Annotated in this window: 20 protein-coding genes; 5 read left to right on the forward strand and 15 right to left on the reverse strand. The window is 45.1% G+C overall.

Going from position 1 to position 23,313, the window contains the following annotated elements:
• Window positions 1–13: 13 nt before the first annotated feature.
• The 6 genes from Q9R23_RS13365 to Q9R23_RS13390 form a co-directional block, all read right to left on the reverse strand.
• Complete coding sequence (locus tag Q9R23_RS13365; protein WP_055970124.1) at window positions 14–496, reverse strand: hypothetical protein; 483 nt, start codon at window positions 494–496, stop codon at window positions 14–16.
• Window positions 497–916: 420 nt separating this feature from the next.
• Complete coding sequence (locus Q9R23_RS13370) at window positions 917–2,077, reverse strand: ROK family transcriptional regulator (protein ID WP_311247267.1); 1,161 nt, start codon at window positions 2,075–2,077, stop codon at window positions 917–919.
• Between the two features lie 110 nt (window positions 2,078–2,187).
• Entirely contained in the window at window positions 2,188–2,892 is a 705-nt protein-coding gene (locus Q9R23_RS13375) for a hypothetical protein (protein WP_311247268.1), read from the reverse strand.
• Window positions 2,893–3,205: 313 nt separating this feature from the next.
• Window positions 3,206–4,054 (reverse strand): MBL fold metallo-hydrolase, encoded by an 849-nt coding sequence (locus Q9R23_RS13380; RefSeq protein ID WP_311247269.1) that lies wholly within the window; start codon window positions 4,052–4,054, stop codon window positions 3,206–3,208.
• An 84-nt stretch (window positions 4,055–4,138) separates the two neighbouring features.
• Window positions 4,139–6,805, reverse strand: coding sequence for an MMPL family transporter (locus Q9R23_RS13385; protein WP_311247270.1), 2,667 nt, complete (start codon window positions 6,803–6,805; stop codon window positions 4,139–4,141).
• A gap of 31 nt (window positions 6,806–6,836) precedes the next feature.
• Window positions 6,837–7,280: a MarR family winged helix-turn-helix transcriptional regulator gene (locus Q9R23_RS13390; RefSeq protein WP_290755839.1), complete on the reverse strand. Its 444-nt coding sequence runs from the start codon at window positions 7,278–7,280 to the stop codon at window positions 6,837–6,839.
• A gap of 128 nt (window positions 7,281–7,408) precedes the next feature.
• Between Q9R23_RS13390 and Q9R23_RS13395 the strand changes: the two genes are divergently transcribed.
• The gene (locus Q9R23_RS13395) at window positions 7,409–7,606 is read left to right on the forward strand and encodes a hypothetical protein (RefSeq protein ID WP_311247271.1); all 198 of its coding nucleotides are present in this window, start codon (window positions 7,409–7,411) and stop codon (window positions 7,604–7,606) included.
• 40 nt (window positions 7,607–7,646) lie between these two features.
• On the opposite strand, the gene Q9R23_RS13400 is transcribed toward Q9R23_RS13395, so the two are convergent.
• From Q9R23_RS13400 to Q9R23_RS13410, 3 genes are all read right to left on the reverse strand, one after another.
• A complete protein-coding gene (locus Q9R23_RS13400) occupies window positions 7,647–8,096 on the reverse strand; it encodes a universal stress protein (RefSeq protein ID WP_311247272.1) in 450 nt (149 codons plus the stop codon).
• A gap of 28 nt (window positions 8,097–8,124) precedes the next feature.
• Entirely contained in the window at window positions 8,125–8,574 is a 450-nt protein-coding gene (locus tag Q9R23_RS13405; protein WP_214748489.1) for a general stress protein, read from the reverse strand.
• 64 nt (window positions 8,575–8,638) lie between these two features.
• Window positions 8,639–9,373: a hypothetical protein gene (locus Q9R23_RS13410; RefSeq protein WP_290755844.1), complete on the reverse strand. Its 735-nt coding sequence runs from the start codon at window positions 9,371–9,373 to the stop codon at window positions 8,639–8,641.
• A 123-nt stretch (window positions 9,374–9,496) separates the two neighbouring features.
• Here Q9R23_RS13410 and Q9R23_RS13415 point away from each other — a divergent pair, with 123 nt between their 5' ends.
• Complete coding sequence (locus tag Q9R23_RS13415) at window positions 9,497–10,135, forward strand: FusB/FusC family EF-G-binding protein (RefSeq protein ID WP_214748485.1); 639 nt, start codon at window positions 9,497–9,499, stop codon at window positions 10,133–10,135.
• Between the two features lie 78 nt (window positions 10,136–10,213).
• On the opposite strand, the gene Q9R23_RS13420 is transcribed toward Q9R23_RS13415, so the two are convergent.
• The 5 genes from Q9R23_RS13420 to Q9R23_RS13440 all read right to left on the reverse strand — a co-directional run bounded on the left by Q9R23_RS13420 (window position 10,214) and on the right by Q9R23_RS13440 (window position 19,879).
• Window positions 10,214–11,752, reverse strand: a complete 1,539-nt coding sequence (locus Q9R23_RS13420) for a GGDEF domain-containing protein (protein WP_214856097.1) — start codon at window positions 11,750–11,752, stop codon at window positions 10,214–10,216.
• A gap of 196 nt (window positions 11,753–11,948) precedes the next feature.
• A complete protein-coding gene (locus tag Q9R23_RS13425) occupies window positions 11,949–14,519 on the reverse strand; it encodes a HAMP domain-containing sensor histidine kinase (protein WP_290755847.1) in 2,571 nt (856 codons plus the stop codon).
• A 150-nt stretch (window positions 14,520–14,669) separates the two neighbouring features.
• Window positions 14,670–17,570 carry a S8 family peptidase gene (locus Q9R23_RS13430; protein ID WP_290755849.1) on the reverse strand — a complete coding sequence of 967 codons (2,901 nt, stop codon included), beginning with the start codon at window positions 17,568–17,570 and terminating at the stop codon, window positions 14,670–14,672.
• Between the two features lie 143 nt (window positions 17,571–17,713).
• On the reverse strand, window positions 17,714–18,814 hold the full coding sequence (gene msrB, locus Q9R23_RS13435) for a peptide-methionine (R)-S-oxide reductase MsrB (RefSeq protein ID WP_290755852.1): 1,101 nt from the start codon (window positions 18,812–18,814) through the stop codon (window positions 17,714–17,716).
• Window positions 18,815–19,021: 207 nt separating this feature from the next.
• Window positions 19,022–19,879 carry a YihY/virulence factor BrkB family protein gene (locus tag Q9R23_RS13440; protein WP_035411153.1) on the reverse strand — a complete coding sequence of 286 codons (858 nt, stop codon included), beginning with the start codon at window positions 19,877–19,879 and terminating at the stop codon, window positions 19,022–19,024.
• A 187-nt stretch (window positions 19,880–20,066) separates the two neighbouring features.
• On the opposite strand from Q9R23_RS13440, the gene Q9R23_RS13445 reads away from it, so the two are divergent.
• From Q9R23_RS13445 to Q9R23_RS13455, 3 genes are all read left to right on the forward strand, one after another.
• Window positions 20,067–21,161, forward strand: a complete 1,095-nt coding sequence (locus Q9R23_RS13445; protein WP_396136377.1) for a nitric oxide synthase oxygenase — start codon at window positions 20,067–20,069, stop codon at window positions 21,159–21,161.
• Window positions 21,158–21,604, forward strand: a complete 447-nt coding sequence (locus tag Q9R23_RS13450) for an NUDIX hydrolase (RefSeq protein ID WP_290755854.1) — start codon at window positions 21,158–21,160, stop codon at window positions 21,602–21,604. The genes Q9R23_RS13445 and Q9R23_RS13450 overlap by 4 nt, the downstream gene beginning before the upstream one ends.
• A gap of 66 nt (window positions 21,605–21,670) precedes the next feature.
• Window positions 21,671–22,354, forward strand: coding sequence for a hypothetical protein (locus Q9R23_RS13455; RefSeq protein ID WP_290755856.1), 684 nt, complete (start codon window positions 21,671–21,673; stop codon window positions 22,352–22,354).
• A 96-nt stretch (window positions 22,355–22,450) separates the two neighbouring features.
• Here the strand turns inward: Q9R23_RS13455 and Q9R23_RS13460 are convergent, their stop codons facing one another.
• The gene (locus Q9R23_RS13460; protein WP_290755858.1) at window positions 22,451–23,233 is read right to left on the reverse strand and encodes a GNAT family N-acetyltransferase; all 783 of its coding nucleotides are present in this window, start codon (window positions 23,231–23,233) and stop codon (window positions 22,451–22,453) included.
• Between the last annotated feature and the right edge of the window lie 80 nt (window positions 23,234–23,313).

Here is a 23,313-nt window from a genome sequence, read left to right on the forward strand (position 1 = left end):
TATGTGTAAGTAGTCAAGCGTATCGTCTAGCGTGTTCCCCTTCAATTTGTGCTTGTTTGCACCATTCTTCGATCACTTTCGTCTGAATCGGCATTCCCTGTAGCTGAATCAATACGCGGGCAATCAATCGAAGACGGTACGCCAGCGTATCAACATCCGGTCGGACGAAGAGGTATAACTCTCCACCGAGCGTCAAACAACCGGCAGAGCGCATGTGTTGCATGAGTGCGCGTAATTCAATGTATCCGCTCTCATTTTTTCGAATGTGTAGCTCGGATGAACGGATCGTCAGGACCCCTTGTACCGATGACATCCGGAATTGAAATACACCGTCACGTCGTGGTCGGACGAGCACGATATCCTGCTCGTCTGTCGGGACATCGCCTGGACCCTGTTCTGTCATCTGTTGCGTCGACCGATGAAAATAAAAACCGCGGATTGCTCCGTAACGCCCGAAAGCTTCACGGTACGAAACCCATGGATCGTGTGGTTCCATTGCGCGATGCCTCCCTTTCCTGCTTCAGCTTGATTAGCCCCTGCTAACCTGCATCCACCTCCACTTAGTTGACCATGAACTTAGTAAATTAAATTTATTATCTAACTTTATATCGACTATAGCACATCGGTTTTTAACTTGTAAACGGTTTCAAAAAATTATTTTTTGAATAACAAAGGGCTGACTCAAAAGTCAGTCTCTACAAAGATAAGGGTGGCAGAATGATGATCTGCCACCCTTATCTTTTAACAAAAAGAATGACGCGTTTCGCGCCACTCCTACAGGAAAAAGCGCATTATGCGCTGTCAGAGACAAACAAGACCCGCTTTCCTGCTTGAATGAAGCAGGAAAACTGGCTTGTGTCTCGCCTGAGGAAAGGGCGTGAAAAGACGCGTCATTCTTTTTTTGAGTCAGCCCCCATTAAATCGTTTGAAATAAACTATTTGTCGCAAGGGCAGCCGCACTGAGTGCTCCTTGTTTTTCACCCCACGGGACCATCTTGACATCGGTTTCACGTGAAGCAGCGGTCAACGCCGTGTGCTCGACCCGTTCCTTGATTTGATCAACGATCGTGGGTGCGAGCTCAAACATCGGTCCCCCAAGTAAAATCCGGCGTGGATTCAGGAGATGAATCGTATTCAAGACACCGATTCCGATATATTCCCCCGCCCGTTCATATGTACGAACTGCTTGTTCATCGCGTTCGTTTAACCGTTTGCGCAAATCAGCAATCGTCATGACTTGCGGATCCATGACAGCATAATCCCGTAACAATGCTTTTTCGCCTGCTAATGCTTCTAGGCATCCTCTGTTCCCACACGAACAAATCGGTCCATCGAGATCAAGACGCATATGTCCGACCTCTCCCGTAATATGATGTTGTCCGTCGACAAGCTGTCCATCGAGCACATAAGCACCCCCGATGCCTTCCCCGGCATAGAGATAAAAGAATTGTTCGACCCCAACACCTTCACCGAATAATAGCTCAAACGAAGCGAGTGCTCGAACATCGTTTTCGATGAAGACAGGATAGTCAAAGCGTGATTCAAGTTGTACCTTCAACTCAACGTCATGCAGGTGGAAACGTGGTGCAAACAAGATGACACCTGTCTCCGGATTGACCATCCCGTGGACGGAGATCCCGATACCGTGAATCGTTCCCCGTCCTTGTGTCTGTGCAATCAAGGTCTTGCATAATCGACCAATCGCTTCAATCAATTCTTCATTCGTCTCAAAACGTCCCACGGCTTCGGACTCATGAATCGTATTACCACTTAAATCCGCGACGACTCCGATGAATTGGTGACTCGTCGCATCGATGCCGATGACGTATTGCTCTGTTGCGACGAGTTCGAGCATGATCGGTTTTCGTCCCCCATTTGATATCCCAAGCTCTCGCTCCGTTACGAGTTGTTCTGCAATCAATTCACTGACGATGTTCGATACCGTCGGCTTCGTTAAATTCGTCCGTTGTGCTAACTCAACCCGCGAAATCGGTTGATGCATCCGAATCAGTCGCAAGACGAGTGCCCGATTATAGGAACGCATCCATTTAGAATTACGCGGTGTTTCTTTCACCATGTCCCCATCAACCCCTTTGGTCTGTCTCTTTACTATCTTCGCATATTTTGTAAGGGATTTCACGGTCTCACTTAAAAACCGTTCATCTGCTGAACGGTTTTTGTGCACTTTCATGCTTCGTCATATGGTTGTTCTAAAATCAGGACGCGTGAACCGTCCGGATTCTCGGTCAGTTCGATCTCAACGATTGCCTGACCGACGAGCAAAACGATTGGTAAAGAGGGATCATTCTCGCGAAAGAAACCGATTTTTCCATGGTGTGCGTCCATATAGTCCGCATATAAAAACGTTCCATTGACGTGCAACTCATCCTTCATTCGATTGAACGACAAGCGCGGGACACCATACCAGGCTTCCCCGTTCAAATAAAGCAAGGGACGCTCGCCGACCGATTCATTCGTCGCCCGCCGGACCTCGATTGCTCCCGTCGTATCGTAATACAATCGATCTTGACCACGTGTCGCGATGACGATCGGATGGTTCTGATACAAGACGACTTCTAAAATTTCATCCGCTTGTTCGACGAAATAACCAGTCTCATCCGACTGGGCAAAACTAATCGTATACAGCTGCATCCAGGACACAATATCCGTCACTTGAACCGGTTTATGAAAAAGCGCAGAAACAAGCAGTGTTTCTTGCGGAGTCACAATCAGATTGACGGAGATATCCGCTAAGCGGATCGTCCGGATTTGTGTCGAAGGATACGTATGGTCATAACTCGGAACAAGCATCGCTTCATAGTGATCGTCCTTTTCGACCAGCTCAATCGATGGCATGCGTCGATCAAAATCCGCAATTTGAATTCGTTTCATCCGACATCTCCTCTCACTTTCACTAACAGTCTCACGCAAGTCATTACCCAATATCTGGTTTTCGTGCACTCCCCTGAATTCAAAAAATCGGAACGCATGCGTTCCGATCATTGTACGTACAGATCATATAGTAGATATAGAATGCCTCCCACGATAACCAAAAATGAAAAGATGCCCGCTTTTCCAAAAAAGACGCGATCGATGGTTTCATCCCGTTCGAATTTTGGCTTTGTCATATAGTACCGCTCCCTTTAACAAGCTCGTAGTACTTTTTTATTTCAACGTCCTCCATTTTATCCCTTGTTACGATCTGTCATTTCAATCCATTTGCAAAATAGATCAATGTTTCGGTTTCGTCTTCCTTCAACGATCGTCCTGTCTCTTCTGCATATAAGATCCGCATATCCTTCAGTCGTCCTCCGGTCGCTTCCGTTACACGAATGGCTCGACGCAACATGTTGACCTCTTCTTCAAATTCAGACTTCGGCATCGCTTCTCCATGCGACCAGACATAATAATCGGCTTCTAAACGATCGATTGCTGCTAATAAGCGCTTCGTCCGTTCGACCGTATAATTCCACTTCGATGAAAAGATATCCGCATACATCGCGTCTCCTAAGAACACGACGCGTTCTTCCGGAATGTAGACGAGTAGGCTACCAGGAGAATGATCATTTTCGACTTCAATCAGTTGGCACTGCACGCCACCTAAGTCAATTTCCAATTGTCCAGTAAAGCCAATCGTCGGTAAGACGACTTCAATATCACGTGTCGCTCCGAACTCGAGCTTGATCGCGTCCGCACAAAACGGAATCTCGATGCCTTGATCCATTCGTTCTTGTAACGCTTCATCCGTCCAAGCGTAAGGTTGCATCTCCTTCATATGCGTGATCGTTTGCTTAGTCGCGATTGATGGCAGACCGAGATGTTTCATGCCAAAAATATGATCCCAGTGCCAGTGGGTCAATGCCAATAAGTCAGGTGATCCAAGATTGTGTGTCTTCATTTCTTCTAAGAATAGTGCTGCATGGGCTGACGAGTTTCCAGCATCGATCATCAATTGATGCTTTTCCCCACGCACGACGGCGAGAATCGGGCGATCCGTCTCGCTGACCGGTGTCTGATACCAAATCCGTGAAGTCAGTTGTTTGAAGTGTTGCATGCTCTACCTCCTTATCATCTGCTCTTAGTATACGTCATGACAAAACCGGGTTCATCTAGAAGACGAACCCGGTTTGGTTAGTTCTTATTTTTTAGCGTTTGGTCGAAACGGCCACCAGACCCCTTTACCAAACGATACTGTGATCGCTGGAATCAAGAGCGGTAAGACGATCAATCCATACAAAAGTAGACCTGTGATGACGATCGTCGCGATTTGAACGAGACTCAAGACACCAGACGGCATCATCGCTCCGAACGTTCCTGCGAGGATGATCGCTGCCGTGATGATAACAGATCCCATCTTTTTCATCGACAGGAACATCGCTTCCTTCGTATCGAGTCCCTTGATCGTCTCTTCCCGGAAACGGTCGAGGAGGAAAATCGAGTAGTCGATACCTAGGGCAACCAACATGACGAATCCGAAGAACGGAACGGCCCAACTGATACCGTCATATCCAAGTCCATTGACGAAAATCAATTCAGCGATCGACATCGACGTATAATACGTCAGCAATAACGAACCGATCATGAACAACGGCATGATCAACGAACGGAACATGATTGCTAGAATCACGAAGAGACTGATCAGCATGACCGTCACCGTTCGTTTGAAATCGGCTTTCGACGTATCGTTTAAGTCACTGTTAACGCTTGAAATCCCGCCATATGCGACGGTGCTGTCTTCAAACGGTGTTCCTTTGATCGTATTCGCTGTCGTCTTTTTGATTGCAGCGACGGTTTGAATCGCTTCTGGTGAATACGGATCATCTTCGAGGATGACTTCAAACTTCAATCCGGTTTGCTGATCAATCGCGTAACGGTCAATTGCTGGTTTAAAGGCCTTGTCCGATAACGTATCTTTTGGCACGAACACACCTGTCCCACGGATCGATGTCGCTTGTCCCATCTCGGTTAACAAATTCGAGATGTCATCTAGACCATTACTAATTTTCGCAAGCCCTGTGTTTGCTTGACCAACACCATCCGCAAGTTGTGTCAGCCCACTTCCAAGTTGACCGGCTTGTGCTCCTTGTGAGGCTATTCCACTTGCTGCTTGACTGATGCCAGATTGAACTTGGCTCAATTGACCAGACAAGGCATTTAATGTCCCAATGGTTTGCGGGATATTTTGAGTCGATTGCAGACCTTGACCGACGAGCGTCAACTGTTGGTTGATCTGTCCAAGTCCGTCTGCTGCTTGTTGCAACTGACTTGCTCCTGCTGAAGCCGAGTCTCCTGCCGGTAGTTGTCCTGTGATACCGTTGAGATTGTCTTCAACTGTCGTCAGACCAGACTGAACGTCCGTAAGACCGGCGGTTGCTTTCTTCATGCCGGAAGCAACTTGTTTTAATTGACGATCGACGTAGAAGTCATTAATGATTTCGCCTGTCGGACGAGAAATCGAACGAACCGATTTGACCCCGTCGATTTTCACGAGCTCACGACTCAACTGTTCCGCATAAGGAACTGTCTTTTCTGTAATCAAATCTTTGTCGCTCTTAAGAATGACATTGACCGGGAGCGACTCACCTGCTCCAAATCCATCCGAGATCGCATTCAGTCCTTTGACCGTATCATACTTCGCACCAATCTCATCGACAGTATTAAACGAGAGGTCATCATCGTACGTAAAGAGTGTCGGGACCGTGACGATCGCAACGATGATCATCGCAAGTAAAGGACGACGGATCGATAACCCACCATAATGTGACCACAGTTTGCTATCTTGGTGACTCGCTGCCTTCTTTGACGGCCAGAATAATTTTTCTTTGAGTGTCGCCATGAAGAAGGGGACAAGTGTAAATAAGACGAGTAAGAGGACGGCAATCCCAACCGCAACAGCGACCGATGATTTGAAGATTGGGAAGTCCGCAAACCCAATCGCTGAGAAACCGACAAGAACAGCAAGACCACTGATTAGTAACGTACGCCCTGCTGTCTTATACGTGTTGACGATCGCTGTCTCGACATCGTGTCCTGCCGTCAATTCTTCCTTATACCGGCTCAGTAGCAAGATACAGTAATCCGTCCCAATCCCAAACAGGATGGCAACGAGGAAGATTTGCGTATAGTTCGATACCGGGAATCCGAACCAGTCGACGAAAAAGGCGACAAGTGATTGGCTGATCAGGTACGTAAAGCCCACTGCCACAAGTGGTACGAACGGTGTGACGATGGAACGGAAGACGAGCAGAAGTAGTCCGAAAATCAACCCGACGGTAATCAGTTCCGTCCGCTTCAACCCTTCTTGTGAGCTTGTATTGACGTCATCGTTGATTAACGCTTCACCCGTTAGATAAATCGTTTGATCCTTTGGTAAAAGATCCGTCCGGATTTGTTTTGCCAGTTTGACGATTTCTTCTTGCGAACCGTCGACTGTGATCGGTACGAGGACCGTCTTTTTATCTTTTGAGACGAGCTGTCCTTCCGTCTCTTTGTTTTCAAACGGATCGAGCACATCCGTGACCGGACGATCGAGTGCTTCTAAATCCTGAACGATTTGCCCGATCGACTTTCGATCGGCATCGCTGACTTTGTCTTTGAGCGGAATGACAAGCGAGATCGTTTCTTCGCTTGCTCCCGCTTTTTCTAAAATATCAGCTGCTCGCTGTGAATCAGCATCATTTGCAAGCTGAATCGCCCCTGCGTCCTCTGCTTGTTTTGCCAAGTTTGGTGCCGTAAATAGTAAACCTACTGTGACGATGAGCAATAATGCAAGAATTGCCCAGCGCCATTTGACGATTTGTCGCATGTCTGATTCTCCTCTTCCTTCTATTCTGGCTTTAGACGTTCAACTGCAGAATCTCTTTGATTTTCTTAAAGGTTTCGATGAACTGGATGATTTCTTCTTCTTCGACTTTTCCTTCAATCAAATTCTCCAGATACGTATAGATTTCTTGCTCCGCTTCAGTTGCCACTAACCGACCTGCTTCCGTCAAAGAGATGTACTTCGTTCGGTGATCATCTTCTCGACGTTCGACGATGACGAGACCTTTTTCCGTCAACTTTTTCAGCCGGTTCGAGATGGCACTTTTGTGAACACCCTGTACTGCCGCGAGACGTCCGGACGAAATCGGTCCATATTTTCCGACGAGCTTCAACACATGAAGTTGTTCCGGTGAGTACATTTGCCAAACGGGTGCTTCGACCGACTTCAACACGCGTTCTGTTCCGTGGATCATGACTTCTTCAAACAGGAGGACTGCTTCACGTAAATTGTCTTTCATTTTTAGTTTACCCCCTAAACTTATGAAGTTAGTTTAGCCCCTCAACTAGAAGTCTGTCAACTCTAAACTGTCACAACTTACCGATGCAGAACATGACCAATTTCTGTATGATAAAGGAAGAGAGGAGCATGCTTATGTTGACTTTATTTTGGATCGCATTAGTCATTTGTCTCGTCGGACTCATCTTTACGTTGCGGATTGCTAAGCAACCAGCAGAAGAGCAGTACGATCACAAGACTTCGGCAAAAAATATGTCTTGGATGTATTTCATTTTTCTCCCGATCATTCTGATTTTATTAGGCATTTTCTATTATTTTCTAACGTGACATAAAACAGCACACATCAGCCGATGTGTGCTGTTTTATGTCACTTCAAGGTTTTCGGACGGACGATATAGATATCGCATTTTGCATAACGGGAAATGTTTTCAGAAACACTCCCAATCATGATTCGTTCCATCGCATTCGTCCCGACTGCTCCGCAGACGATCAGACCCGCACCAACGCGTGGTGCGATGACCTTTGGAATCAGTGTTTTCGGAGAGCCGTTTTCGATGATCAGCTCAACTTTCTCGACACCTGCTTCTCGTGCCCGCTTTTCGTAACGATCGAGCAATTCTTGTGCATATTCGGTAACGTTTTGATCAATGAAACGTTTATTGGCACGTACGTTAGCAAACGTCTGAATATCGATAACATGGGCGATGACGAGTTTAGCATGATCATGTTTGGCAAATTTCACTGCCTTCTCAAATGCTAAATCTGCTGTCTCTGATCCATCGACTGCTACCAAAATCGTATGATATTGGCTCTCCATCAAGATTCATCCTTTCCGCACGACTCTCTTACAACATCCGATCATTTTCATTTTCAAGGGCACGGTTTTCGTGATCAAGTTTTCGTTCCGCTTCGATTCCCTCTGGCTCTGTTTCCAGAATACTTTTTGGTTCCGGCGCAGGACGAGAAGCCCCTGCTTCGTCTGCCAACAGGACATAATCGCCTTGCTGGACACGTAAGACATGTTGACGAATATCCGACTCCGGTAATCCGAGTTCCGTGAAGGCGGTTTGAATTTCCTCGGCCGAAGCCGGTTTGCCTGTAAATCGCTCAAATAGCGTCCGTTTACCGGAGACCAGTTGCGCCGCTGATTGCCCGCGTAACATCGCCATATCGGTTTTGTCTTGCAACACGACATACAAATCTTCTTCTAGATAACCCGCAAAATGTAGATCCTCAATTTTTCGAATCAAATCCGTCTCATTTTGATAGACACCAATCCATTGTTTTTTTCCCATGACACACGTCTCCCCCTTTTATAGCAACTATATGAGATATACCCCAAATTCATCTAAAACATGACTAGGATGAAGAAGACTTAGGTGAATGCTGTCGAAAAAGACGTTGACGTTTCTGAAAGACGTAATAACATAGGAGTAAAACACACATTATGCCAATTCCCGCTACGATTTGTTGCAAGAGAATGAGACGTTCGTTAAACAATAGTCCAGCTAAATACCAGATGAGTGCGAGACCAAATACCCAATCTGAATGGATTGCGATGAACAGGAGTCCACCGATAACAGCTAATGCGAGCGCAATCGTGCTCCATTGGGTTTCGGAAAGACTGAATAGAGAAGTGAACTGAAAATCCGACAAGATCCGAAATGGTAAAATCAATAGCATCGTACTGATCCAGGCAAGCAACACTGAAAATGGAGAGCGCATCCACGGCGAACGCCGGGGATGGTGTTGAATTTTCATATAGACTAAGCAAAGGCTAATGAAAGAAATCGTCGTCGAGACGAGTTCCCAAGGGGGGCCACTCATACTACTGATTCCAAGCGTCACGAGTGATAATGCAAGCCACCCTCCGATATCTTCAATCAGTTCTCGATCCGCAGGGAAGGCACGTACCGGTCGAATACACCAAATCAATAATGTCGTAAACACGACACCGGCAATGGCGTCAAAGAATGGTGCAGGAACAAGAGATAACTTAAGAATGGTCATCGGCTGTTGCCAAACGACGCGTGCTAGCATTGCAAAGAGGAATGCTCCTACATTCATCAAGCGTAAAAATGTTAAATACTGCACTTCTCTTTTCACCTCCTCGTTCAGTCTGTTATTTAATTCCCGCTGTAGAAGTCTGAAAAACTAAAATGTCGCTTTGTTCTGTTGCCAAATTACGGTACGATGAAAAGAAAAGGAGGAACGAGAATGGACGCATTTTTACTACCCTATCAATACAATTTCATTCGGAATCAAGTCGAGCTGCTGCAACATCAATTCGCAGCTGTTCATGACCCCGATGTTCGTGATGCTGTTCGGTACAGTGCCGCTGAAAAGATATTTGATCTATTGCCAATACTTACACCGGAACAGGAAATCTTGCTGACGAACATTCGTGACGCTGAATCCGAACAGGATCTCCTCGCGTATTTAGCACATGTCGAACCGTTCGTCCAACCGTTTCCGAGTATTTCTGAATCACGGATCCGACAGCTCTTTAAAAAAACGAAAAAGTTACACATTCCGTCACTTCACTCCTTTGAGTGGACACACACGACGTTTTTAAGCTGGAACGATACCGGAAATCGGAAAAAATATTTCGTCTATCCCTTGAATGGTGAATGGATTGGCGTAGAAGGTACCTATCTACCATCGATTCAAAAAGGGATTTGTGCGATTTGTCATACGTATAGTGATATTACACTCGTAACTGTCACGACACGCCGTTCGACTGAACAGCATCAGACGATTGGTCATCATATGTGTATCGACAGCGATGCATGTAATCAAGCTGTGACGAATCCAGAAGTCATTGAAACGTTCTTAGCACGCACGCAAAAGAAATGATCGGCATCAAAAAAACACGTTCGTATGACTGATCCGATAAGGTTCGGTATACGAGCGTGTTTTTGAATGTGACGACGTTCATGTGTTCATTATCGCTGGATCATGCAAGCAAAATTGATTCTTCCCGCGACGTTTTGCCTCATACATCGCTAGGTCTGCTTGCTCGATCAAGTCCGATCGCGAGGCTGCATGCGCCGGATAGATTGCTCCACCGATGCTCGCTGTTACCGGAAGTGGAATGATACCATGGTGAAACGGCTGTCGGAACAAGGAAACGAGATGTTCCCCACACTGCACCACTTCTGCTTCTTGTTCAACGTCAAATAACAAGACGACGAACTCATCTCCACCTTGTCTTGAAATGACTGTATTGGGCGGCAATTTCTTTTGTAGACGTGTCGTGACATCGACGATGAGTTGATCTCCGACATGATGTCCATACGTATCGTTAATCTCTTTGAAGTGATCGATGTCAATAAAGAACAACCCAACCTGCCCGTCAGTCGCTTCCGCTCGGTACAAGGCGTCTTGGAACAGTCGCGCAAACAGATATCGATTCGGTAACCCTGTTAAGGCATCGTGATATGCCATGTGTCGCATCTCCTCCATGGCAGTTGCTAATGCTTCCGTTCGCTCTTCCACCTTCGCTTCGAGATTTTCGCGCAACCGTTGATTGTCAACAACAATCCGGATTTGACGGGAAATCAACAACGGAATCGCAATCATTAATCCAATCGTCAAACCGTTCCAACTAATCGTTTGTCGTGCCATCGTCACGAATAGAATCAATAAGAATAAGTAAGGAGTGATCAAACGTAAGACATCGATCCACCTCCGTGTAACGTCAAGAGGAACGAGAGATTCCTCAGCATCAAAGCGATACGCGGCAAGCCCGACAATCAGGACAGTCGCTAACCATAACGGATCGAGCCAACTCGAAGGAAATGGATAATCAAATCGTTCGAGTACCACGTATAATAGATCAGCGAGTAACTGAAAATGAAATGCGAGTAGAATCAATAATAACGAGCCGCCATTGCCACGCTTCATCAAACCAAAGAATAAGACAATCATTCCACCGAGCAACAATAAATCACCGATCGGATAGCGAAGCCATAAAAGCGTTTCGATCGTCAGCAAGGCATTTGCTTCTAAATAAGGCGTCACTAAGTAGTGCCACGAAAGAGATCCTGCAACGACTAAAATGATGAACTCATCGAACAAAAAGACCCGCAAATTGACTTCTTGTCGTCGATTACGCAGGAAATAACCGAAAGCAATGATATAGATCAAGATTTGAAGACTGAAGATCAAGTCGATCCAATCAAACGGTTCCGTTCGTGTACGTCCTTGCAGGAAGTATAGGAGCTGTCCACATTCGCCGATACCAAGCATCGCATTAGCGAATAATAATAGAAGAAATAAGCGGTAAGTAAAAGGGCGTCTTGCCTGGCGTCGCTGTGCCCGCCAAATCAAATAGAGGGAGATCGTTACACCACCGATCGTGAACAGGCTGTTAACGACTTGTCCAATTGCCGTTTCCGTGCCCATATACGTCACCCAGCCGATATGAAACAGTAACCAGCCTATAACGATTCCCAGCCATTTCTCATACATGACGATTCCCCCTTTCCTTTTTTAACCATAGTTCGTTTGTCCTATAGGTATATCGGTTCAGGATTGCTGTTTATTCACTCTTTTTTTATTTTATTGAAATCTTTTTTGACAAGATTACTCGTTTCAAACATAAGAAAAAACCGTGCTCGCACCTAGCGGATTGAACACGGTTTAACAGAAATACATCATGTTTTCTTTAACTAGAACGTCGATTCTCTTCTGTCGACTCGATCGATTCACTTAAACTGAGCGGTAAGACGATGATGAAGCGACTGCCTTTACCGACTTCAGATTCGACGTGGATGACGCCTTCATGTTCTTTGACGATTTCTTTACAAATCGATAAACCGAGTCCAGTTCCACCGATTCGACGTGTATCGGAATTATCGACACGATAGAATTTATCAAATAAGTGGGCAAATGCATGGTGAGGAATTCCAATTCCTTCATCTTTCACTTCAATGATGGCTTGATCATCTTTCGTATCGATCCAGACATCTACACGTCCGCCATCGGGAGAATACTTGATTGCATTGTTGATCAAGTTACTCATCAATTGTTTGATCCGGTCTTCATCTCCTAATATGAATGGACGATCCGGACTGAGCAATTGCAAATGAAGATCGTGTCGTTCACTTGAAGCGTCATACAGGGACATCACTTGTTCAGTTAGGCTGAGCAAATCAAGATGTGCCATTTGGTACAACTGTCCACCCGACTGCATCCGTTGAACGTCTAAGAAGTCCGTGACGAGGTTCGATAAGCGTTCTGTCTCATTATGGATCGTCGCTAGATACTTCTGCTGTTTTGAGTCATCGATCTTTCGATTTAGCATCAACTCTGTAAAACCGTAAATCGATGAGAGCGGCGTTCGCAATTCATGTGACACAGTCGAGACAAGTTCTGTTTTTAGACGATCGGCTTCTGTTTCCCGGGTAATATCCCGTAAGACGAGAATGATTCCCTTCCATCCCCCGACGACATCAATGCGTTCCGCGTAGACTTCTAGATGCGCCGTATTGTTTCGAACATCAAATCGGACTTTGTCCGGTGAAATCTTACCGGAACGAATTAAATCCAGATACGTATTAAAGGCTTCAACATCATCCACCAACTGACGCATCACATCAATGACGTACTCACTCGAAGGTAACGTTCGATCTACTGTGAATTCCGTTTGAAGTTCTGGAATCAAGTCAAACAATGGACGGTTGACGTATAACTCTCCATTTCCATCCTCGAGATAAATGATCGCTTCTCGAATTGAGTCCAACACTTGCTCGGTCTTTTCTTTTTCCTGACGCATTCCTTCATAAGAACGCGTCCGTAGAAGTGAAAGCGTCATTTGTTGCGCAAACTCGCGAATATCCGTCAGCTGTTGTCCTTTATATGCAGATTTGTAGCGAACGAGATAGATGGCAGCAATCAATTCATGCGTTTCTGGATCTTGAACCGGAATCGTCACCTCATACGTACTAAAGGAATACGGATGCTCTTTTTCACGTGTAACGCGCTTCTCCGATTGAACGAATTCCATCTTGCGAACCGATCGATTGATGACGGACATCTCATCTTTCAGGAGATCTTTTAAATAGTCCATCGTCATGCCGTTTGTTGTTGCACCCATAAACTGCCCTTCTTCATAAAGCAATAGAGCACCGTACTCTGAAGAAGTGATATCGATCATCTTTTGAACGATTGCTGGATACGATTCGACAGTTTCGCGAACGGCAAGTGCCTCTGTTAGTTCACTACGTAATCGCAACTTTTCCTCATTCTTTTTCGTCGTTTGATACGCTTCTTCGAGTTCCTCTTGTTGCGCCTGTAACTCTTCTTGTTGCGCGAGCAATTCCTCACTTTGCGCTTGCAATTCTTCATTTTTACCTTGCATCGCATCCGTATGAGAATTCGTCGTCACGACCATCCGATTAAAGGAAGCACGTAATAATCCGATTTCGTCTGGACGTTTTTCTGTCGTCTTATCGATTTCAATTGGTTCCTTGCGAGCAAGTTTTTGATTATCGTCTACTAATCGTAACAACTGCCGCGTCATCCGGCGAAGGAACGGGTGAACGAATAAGAGAATGAATGCGACGAGCACAACGATACTTGAGATCCAAATCCATTGTGACTTCGCGACTTCACTCCGCAGTTCCCCGACAGCTGTTTCTTGTTGTTGGCTGAGATTCGTCCGGTATTCATCAAGTGCCGCAGATGCTTTTTCAATATCTGGCGTAATATCGATCGAACCGTCTGCAGTTGGCTTTAACTGTCCTTGTTCAACGAGTCGTTTCGCAATTGGTAAGGAAAATAGACTATCCCCCTGTAAAAAGTCTTCATTGATCCGATTCGCCTTTTTTTCATTGACGTAAGACTGGGTCAGCGGAAATAAGACGTCATAGTACAGTTCATATAAATTCGTCATTTGTGCCGCGAATTCTTCTTCTTCATCCGTTTTGGCGTTTCGCATGAACCAATCTGTCTCACTTTTGATATCTGTTCGGAGCGCTTGGATTTCATCAAACCGTTCCTGATTACCAAAAATGACGAATCCGCGTAAACCGAACTGAACCGTTTGCCAATTGTCCCATAAATCATTGGCTCGGCGATTTTGTTCACTGATTGTCTCGAGATTCTGTTTTGATGTTTCGATTCGTCCTTCCATGTAGTCATAGACAAAGAACGAAGTAATCGATACTACGATCAGTACCGCATAAAAAACAGTCAGCAACTGCCGACCGATTCGTCGCCGAATCCAATTCACCATGAATGTATCCTCCTCATCATTCGTTGAATGATGCTTTTTCATTTGTTTCTATAGATTTAATATAATAGAAACGCTTTCGAAGCAACAGCTAGGATATCCAAAAAAAGACCTTTTCTCGGAATGTACCCGAAAAAAGGTCTTTCTACCCTCTTACTTTTTCGCTTTCTTCACTGTCACAGACGTTACGGGACTGAGTTGTCCGCGCGTATTCTTAACGTAAACCGACAGTTTCACTTTTGCTTTTTGCTTCGGAATTTTGACGGAATAGTTTCCTTTAGAAGAAACCGTTCCTTTTCCGATGACTTTTTTCTTCGCATCTTTTACGTAGACGCTCAATTTCTTTTCAGCTGTTCCGGTTACTTTCGTTTGACCGGCATAGACCGATTTCACTTTTGGTGCCTTTGGTGCTGGTAAGACTTTTACGATCGTCGGTTTACTTGTTCGTTTTGCAATATCCGTTACCGTAACGATCAAGCTTGAACCACCCACTTGCTTTGGTAACTTCGCGCTGAACTTACCTTTTGCATCGACTTTCGCTGTGGCGATTTTCTTTTGTTTCGCATCTTTGACTGTAATCGTACCACCCGCGAGAGCTGTACCTGTCATTTTTGTCGCACCGGCAAGAATCGCATTCACTTTTGGTGCTTTTGGTGCTTTTCCAGGAAGGACTTCTGTCCGTTCCGATGTGACGTCTAATCCATTTGCATAGCGAACAGTCAGAACTGTTTTTTGGTTTTGACGCGGAATCTTGACGCTGTATTTTCCTGCTTGTGCTGTTGTTGCAGCTAACTTTTTATTCGTTGTTGTTTCTTTGCCATTCTTATCTTTTGTTACGACAGCTGCCCACACTTCAACTTTCGTCCCTGTCTTAACTGTTCCAGAAACAACTAGTTGGTTATCGTAGACATCATTGACGTTCCCGTTCAAGTTCAACTGGGAGATCGCACGTGGAATACTGACTTTCCCGTAGCCAGCGACTGGACTGACGTAAGCTGGGAACTCAGGCTCGATTTTCTCACCATCTTCGTCCTCATCTTCAAATTCATACCAGTCATTCAGATTTTCAAACGCAAGCGGTTCTGCACTCTTGCGCAAGATTTGTTCGATTTGCGCTGGTGTCAGTTTCGAATTTAGTGATTTCAAGATACCCGCTACTGCGGCAACATGTGGCGAAGCCATACTTGTTCCATCCATGTACACCGTGTTACCGTCTGGAATCAAACTAGCCACTTTTGATCCTGGCGCTACGACATCAAGTCCAACACCATAGTTTGAATAATCCGCGACCATTCCGAGAGGGTTCGTCGCTCCGACAGAAATCGCGTATTCCGAGTTCGCTGGGTAACCGACCATCATGTCGTAGTCATTTCCTGAAGCAGCTACGACCGTAACACCATGATCTGCTGCATATTTCATCATATAAGCCATCGTCCGGCTCTCACCGCCACCAAGACTCATATTGATGACTTTTGCGCCGTGATCAACTGCATATTTAATCCCGAGTGCGATGGCGTCTGTTTCCCCTTCACCGTTCGCATTCAAGACTTTAACCGGCAGGATTTGTGCCGATTGATGGATTCCCTGGATACCGTAATCATTGTTCATCGTTGCTGCGATGACGCCTGCCACGTGTGTTCCGTGACCGTTGTCATCAATTGCGTCCCCGTCTCCATTAACAGAAACATAGTTCTTTTCATTTGCGATATCAACTTTGCCTTGTAAGTCCTTCAAACGATAATCAACACCTGTATCGATGACCGCAATCTTCACAGGCGCTAATTTTTTCGTTCCGAAACGTTGTTGGAACGCTTCAAAACCGATTCCAACGTTATCGAATTGCTCGAAGACAGTCTTTTTGTTGACGGCCCATTGATAATCAAAGTTGATATCCTTCGTCGCCCGGTACGTCTGAATCTTTTCAACGTACTCGACCGCTGACGAACGGTTGAGTGATTGTTTTAATGCTGCCGCTGATTGACCTTTAACAGTTGGATCTTCCGTTACGATGACGAAGTCTCCCGCATTGCCAAGGGATAAACGTTCTACATCATTTGCCTGAACGCCCGCAATCTTCATCGAACGGTTCATCTTACCTGGTTTTAGTTTGACGATGTAACGTGTTGCTTCTTTTGATTGGATACTCATACCCATTGACTGGAATGTTTCGCTTAACGAACTACCACTTAATTTCGAGATATCCATTTTATTTGCATATCCATCAATCTCTTCAGCGATCACAGTAGGTGACGCTTCACGTGATAATTTGTAAAGACGATCGACAGCTTGTTGATCAGCTTTCGTCAACGTGTATGACGTTCCACGCACGAGTGCTTCCATCGCTGGTTTCAATGTTTTTAAATCTTCGTATGCTTGTTGACGCTTATCTTTGTTAAATAAAAGTGTTTTGACGACATAAGGCGATGCTTTGTAGTAAAGCGATGTCAAAGCGCGTCCAGCATCTGATTGGCTCAATACTTGTTTTTGAATCGAGTGCATGAGCGCAAGCATCGGTTTTTCTTCTTTTGTTTGTTTGAGCGATTCTTCTGCCATACAGCTGATATCATTGATCGGTTCATACTCAACCGGCAATTTGACGTTGTTATACGTTAGTTTAGCGTGCGCTGCTTTTGTCGTCTTCCCTTCTTCGATGTTCGGGTAATATTCTACTTTGACATAATACGGTCCATCCCATGCGTATGGAACAGCTAGTTTTGTCGGTGTTTTTTCATTTGGCTCTGCTTCTGTCCGGTAACGATCAAACGTATCGTCTTCTGCAGCCATCGCTTCGCTCGGATAAGCTGTTACTTGAACAGGTTGATCCGTATCGATTGATAACTCGAAGTGAGAGGCAGTTTTTTCTACACCCGCTTCATGATTGACGCGGTACCAATATGTATTTTTTTCTTCCGTTCCTGTTTCAAGCGTCGTCTCTTGACCTGCTTTCAAAAGCGTTGCTTTAGCAAGGGCAGTCTCCGCCTTTGCTGTCGTAGGTCCTACTCCAAGCGTCAAAATCAGACAGCTCAGCATGACCCAAATCATCAGTTTCTTCACAGATGTTCCTCCTTCAAAATGGACGTACTTTACCTTGATTATAAACAGGATATGGATAAAATGGATATTTATTTTATGGATGTATCTTACAATTTTGAAAGGAAAGGCACTCAATGCTCACACGCATTGAATGCCTTTAATGATTATTTAAAATCTGCTACATATTCGCTGTATCCTTCTTGTTTCAATTCCTCTTTCGGAATGAAACGTAAAGCAGCCGAGTTCATACAATATCGAAGTCCGGTCGGTTTCGGACCATCCGAGAAGACATGTCCAAGATGGGCATTCCCATGTCGGCTCCGAACTTCCATCCGTTTCATGCCGATTGAAAAATCCCTTTTCTCAATGATATTCCCCGGCTCAAGTGGTTTTGTAAAACTTGGCCATCCTGTCTTCGAATCATATTTATCATTTGATGAAAACAGTGGTTCGCCAGAAATCAAATCGACGTAGATCCCGTCTGCCTTTAAGTCATGATACGGATTATCAAACGCCGGCTCCGTCCCGTCTTCTTGTGTCACTTTATACTGGATGGCGGTTAATTTCTTTTTAATTTCTGCGTCTGATAATTTTGGATACGTTGGAAGGTTAAGTTTTGGTTGATCGTTCCAGTAGCGATTGATAAAGTCATCGCGTCCAGAAGCTGCCCGATAAAACTTATATTTTTTCTCATTCGTTAAATAATAATCCTGATGGTATGCCTCCGCTTCGTAAAAAGGACCTGCTGCAATCAGCGGTGTGACGATTTTTTCATCAAAAACCTGTTGTTTCTCTAAACCCTGTTTCGATTGCGTTGCAATTTCTTTTTGTGTTTCATTCGTGTAGAAAATCGCTGTCGTGTACGATTCCCCTTGGTCAACGAACTGACCGTTTGCATCCGTCGGGTCAATCTGACGCCAGTAGACATCGAGTAATTGTTTATATGAGATGACGTTTGGGTCAAACGTGATTAACACCGCTTCCCGATGCCCTGTCGTCTCCACCGATACTTGATTGTATGTCGGATTTTTAACATCACCGCCCGTGTAACCGGAAATGACCGATTTAACTCCTTTTAACTCCTCAAACGGTGGCTCCATACACCAGAAGCATCCTCCAGCTAAGATTGCCGTCTCTTCCGGTTGATAACTCAATTTCTTACTACCACTTGATTTTGCCTGCTGTTGCTGGAACACGAAGTATCCCCCGACCATGACGACGATGAGACCAATGACGGATAAAACTGTCCACATTCGTTTCTTCATCTCCCTTCGCCTCCTTTATTTAGCTTACGTTACGTGACGTTTATTGGATGTTATTTTATTTAACTGTAACGCGCTGATGCTGGCTTGTCGTAGCATGTGCTTAAATGAAGCACATTCATTTATCTCTTCCTATGATCCTACTAAGATATATGTTTTTAATAAAAAGCAGCTGACACATCGTCAGCTGCTTTTGTGTGTTCAAAATGATTAACGCACGCTTTCTTCTTTGATTTTTTGCGGCTTCATGATTTTTGCTTCTTTTTTCTGACGCATGCGTTCCGCATTCATCAGTCCCCCTAACATCAAAACAACAGCAGATAAATAGAACCATGTCATCAAGACGATGATTCCGGCAAGCTGACCGTAAAGACGGTCGTAACTCCCAAATTCAGCGTAGTAAGAGAAGAATTCCGAAACGACTTGCCAAGCAATCGTTGCGAAGATCGCCCCGGGAAGTACCTGACGAACCGTCAAATGGACACTCGGTAGGATCCGATACAATAAGATGAAAAAGACAAGTAAGAACAATGTTCCGAGTCCCCAGCGGAATAAGAACCAAATCCATGAATAGTTCGTTACGAAATCAGCAACGATTGAAAAATGATTGATGAAACGTCGTGTTAGTTTCTCTGAAATCGGAACAATCAATGAAATCGGTAAGATGATCATCATCCCGATTGTAAAGGCGAAGTCTTGCAACAGCCCGCGCCAAAACGGTGCTTTCCGTGTCACTTCGAGCGCATCATTTAGCGAGCGGACAAGTGACTGGACCGACATCGAAGCAAGCCAAAAAGCGGCAATGAAACTGATCGAGGCAAGCTTAAAGCCGCCTTGATCAAAGATTCCGACGACGTTCCGCTGAATCAAGTCGTACGTTTCTGCTGGAGCAAATGGTCGAATCAAATCCAGCACGTTTTCCGACGTAAACGGTAAGAACGAGACGATCCCAACCACAAATAATAAGAATGGGAATAAGGACAACATCAGATAATAGGCAAGCTGAGCCGATTTATCAAAAAAGGCTTCACCAAAAAAACGGGCAAATACAGGTTTGATTAAAGACATACAAATTTCCTCACTTTCAACTCATTCTCTACACTATCCTCCATTTCATAACTCCTTTAAAATTTTTGGAGTCTTTTGAACTTATAACAACCTTATACATCATTCAAGTTTGGCGCTTCGTTTCTTCGCGGGGTACACTAGGAACAGAGATTGTATCGTGCTTGTTTTTCAGAAAGGATTTCGATTCGTGGACCCATTCATTCAATCCGAAGCAGAACGCTTCTTTACTTCTTATATAGAGCAATACCCCGAAATGTCCGGACGTCAGCAAGAAGTCATCCGTTCGATTCAAACGACAGGAACATATGAACAGACGGCTTCCGAGCTCGCATTCGGTGCTAAGCTCGCTTGGCGCAACAGTAACCGATGTGTGGGACGCCTCTTTTGGGAGCAACTTCATGTCTTTGACGCGCGGGATGCGTTGACCGTCGAAGCGGTCCGCGACGCGTTATTTGAGCATATCCGGTTCGCGACGAATGAAGGACGAATTCGTTCGACGATCACGATTTTTCATCCGACACGTGTGCGGCTGCATAATCACCAACTGATTCGCTACGCTGGTTATGAGACTGCAACAGGAATCATCGGCGATCCGGCTTCTGTCCAACTGACACGACAATGTGAAGCACTTGGCTGGAGAGGGGCAAAGACACCGTTTGACATCCTTCCTCTCTTGATTGAACTCGATGGACAACGTAGTCTGCATCCGATTCCAGACGAGCTCGTGCTCGAAGTCAGCATCACACATCCTGACTATGACCTGTTTGATGGTCGCGAAGTCCGCTGGTATGCCGTACCGATGATTGCTGATATGCAGCTTGAAATTGGCGGTATTGTTTATCCGTGTGCCCCGTTCAACGGTTGGTATATGGGAACAGAAATCGGCGCTCGTAATCTCGCCGATACGGATCGTTACGATCTATTGCCACTCGTCGCGACGCAACTCGGTCTGAACACCTCGCGTGAACGTTCACTCTGGAAAGACCGAGCGCTCGTCGAACTGAACGTCGCCGTACTCGAATCTTTTGAACGCGCTGGTGTTACGATCGTCGATCACCATACCGCTGCCAAACAGTTCGCTCGTTTCGAAAAAAATGAATCGGCATGCGGTCGCGATGTCACCGGGGAATGGTCCTGGCTCGTGCCACCGATGAGTGGTGCAACGACGCATCTGTTCCATAAAGATTACGACCCAGAAATCAAACGACCGAACTTCTTTCCAAAATCAACACAGACAGCGCCTGTGACGGGTTGTCCGTTTCACCAAGGAGCACTGAAATGAATTATGTCGAACAGTTACGTCGAAAAATCGGTCACGATCCGGTCATTCTCGTCGGTTCCGTTGTCCTCGTCGTGCAACATGAACACATTTTGCTGGAACAACGGAACGAAGCACAAGCTCGCTTCGGTTTGCCAGGTGGATTAATGGAATGGGCGGAATCACCGGAAGAGACCGCTCGTCGGGAACTCCTCGAAGAGACTGGACTGGAAGTCGAACGATTGACGTTACTCGATGTCTACTCCGGTCCGCAATACGTGACGATTTTAGCGAACGGAGACGTCTTTCAAAGCGTCACTCTCGCCTATATCGGTGAACATCCGATCGGAACGTTAAAGCAAAGTGACGAAAGCATCAAGCTTCAGTTCGTTTCGCTAGACGACTTACCCGATCACTTGGTCGGTTCTCACGCTCGAATGATTGAAGACTACAAAAAACGCCGTTAAAGTATAGCGGCGTTTTTTCATTTGTTATAAAATGGAATAAATTCATTTTTAGAAAGGAGCTTTCAGATGAAACCACTTGTAATTGCTGGAATGTCCATACTCCTCAGTCTTTCATTAATCTCATCGACAGAAGCTGCTGCTCCTAAATCTGTCAAACAGACGTATACGATTGTCGATGCAAAAAACAAAAAGTATACTGTATCTGTTCAATCTAAAGCAGCATCTTGCCGAAAAGCGACAGTAGACGACTTTTGGTGGGTAAAAGGAAAGGATTCGTTATGCACTGGGAAGTTTTCTCTGTACGTAAATAACACGTCGACAGCTTACCGCTATACATTCTCGAAGGATTTTCCGTATGTGATTGCTACTCACGATTTTCGCACGAGTGGGAAATTAAAAAATGTATCCGGTCATCCGACCGTCTTTTCACTTTCTTTCCGAGAAACACCTTCTTATATGAGTTTAACTACATTCTCGATTCAGAATGGAAAATTAATTCGTCATCCAGGAACAGTCATGTCTTACGGTATGCGACCTAAGATGAAAAGTGACTTGTTACAAGTTCCAATCTACTCGAATGCTGGAGACGAAGTCGGCTTTTTGTTCCAAGATAAAAAATTATCTAAAGGAAAATGGGTAAAAGGCAAAGAACACTCATTCTTATCCTCAAGTTTTAATAGCAAAACATATAAAAAAGGAGTTCAAGAATGGAACGCCTATAGCTCTAAGACGAATTACTTTGTAAAGTGACACTTACCTAAGTAAATAAAACCCTTATATTTTTTGTATCTTAAAGTAGCATACATAAAAAATTTAAGGGTTTTTGTAGTTAAAATCATTCCCTTCTTATTTTAGTGACTGACGCATGATGTATTGCTTCAAATCCCGTTGTATCCATCCTTCAGAACGTAATGCTTCCCACACTTGTACATCTGTCGATTGATAATGATAGGTCGTTCCCGGTAAATGGCGGACGACTTCTGTCGCATGCCTTGCTTTATGTTCTGCTGGACCGACGACCGACAATAAAGCAGCCTCCGCTACAGCGACGACACTTTCCTCGAGTTGATAATAATTCGCCTGCAAGCGTTGCATGACATGAGGATCTTGTTGCCAGATGTATTCTCCTTGTCCACGATACTGTTTTAAGAACTCTGTTTCTTCGATCGCTGGCAAAGCGGATTTTTGATGTTCATCGGTTAAATGAAAATATCCAATTTCTCCAACAATCTTGTAGTGAAGCGATTGATACAATCGAATCGCCGGATCGTTCCCTTGAATGACTTCAAGCATCAGTTCATCCATTCCGATTTCCTTAGCGTGGCTCAGTTGCGCTTGGTACAAGGCTTTTGCAATGCCAAGTCGTCGATACTGCGGTGAAATGCCCAGCCCTCCACATCGCATGATGCGTTGACCATCGATTTCCTTCCAACCGTTCAGCCAAAGACCAACCGGTTTTTCTCCATGGTAGGCAATAAACGAATGTTCCAACTGGTTTCCGTCTCGCTCGAGAATTCGCTTCTGAAACTCTGCTTCTGATAAGTGCAGCGGAATCAGATAATCTTGAAATCCATCCTGCATCGTTTGATATGCTGTTTTTAAGTCAGGCGCGCGTTGAATATGAATCATCGAAAAACCTCCTTTTCCACTGAGCAGTTTCGCTATCTTTCTTGCGGTTTCCTGCAGACAAAAACACCCTTGTCGCCAAG

The organism is Exiguobacterium sp. BRG2, assembly GCF_031844245.1.
GTDB lineage: Bacteria > Bacillota > Bacilli > Exiguobacteriales > Exiguobacteriaceae > Exiguobacterium_A.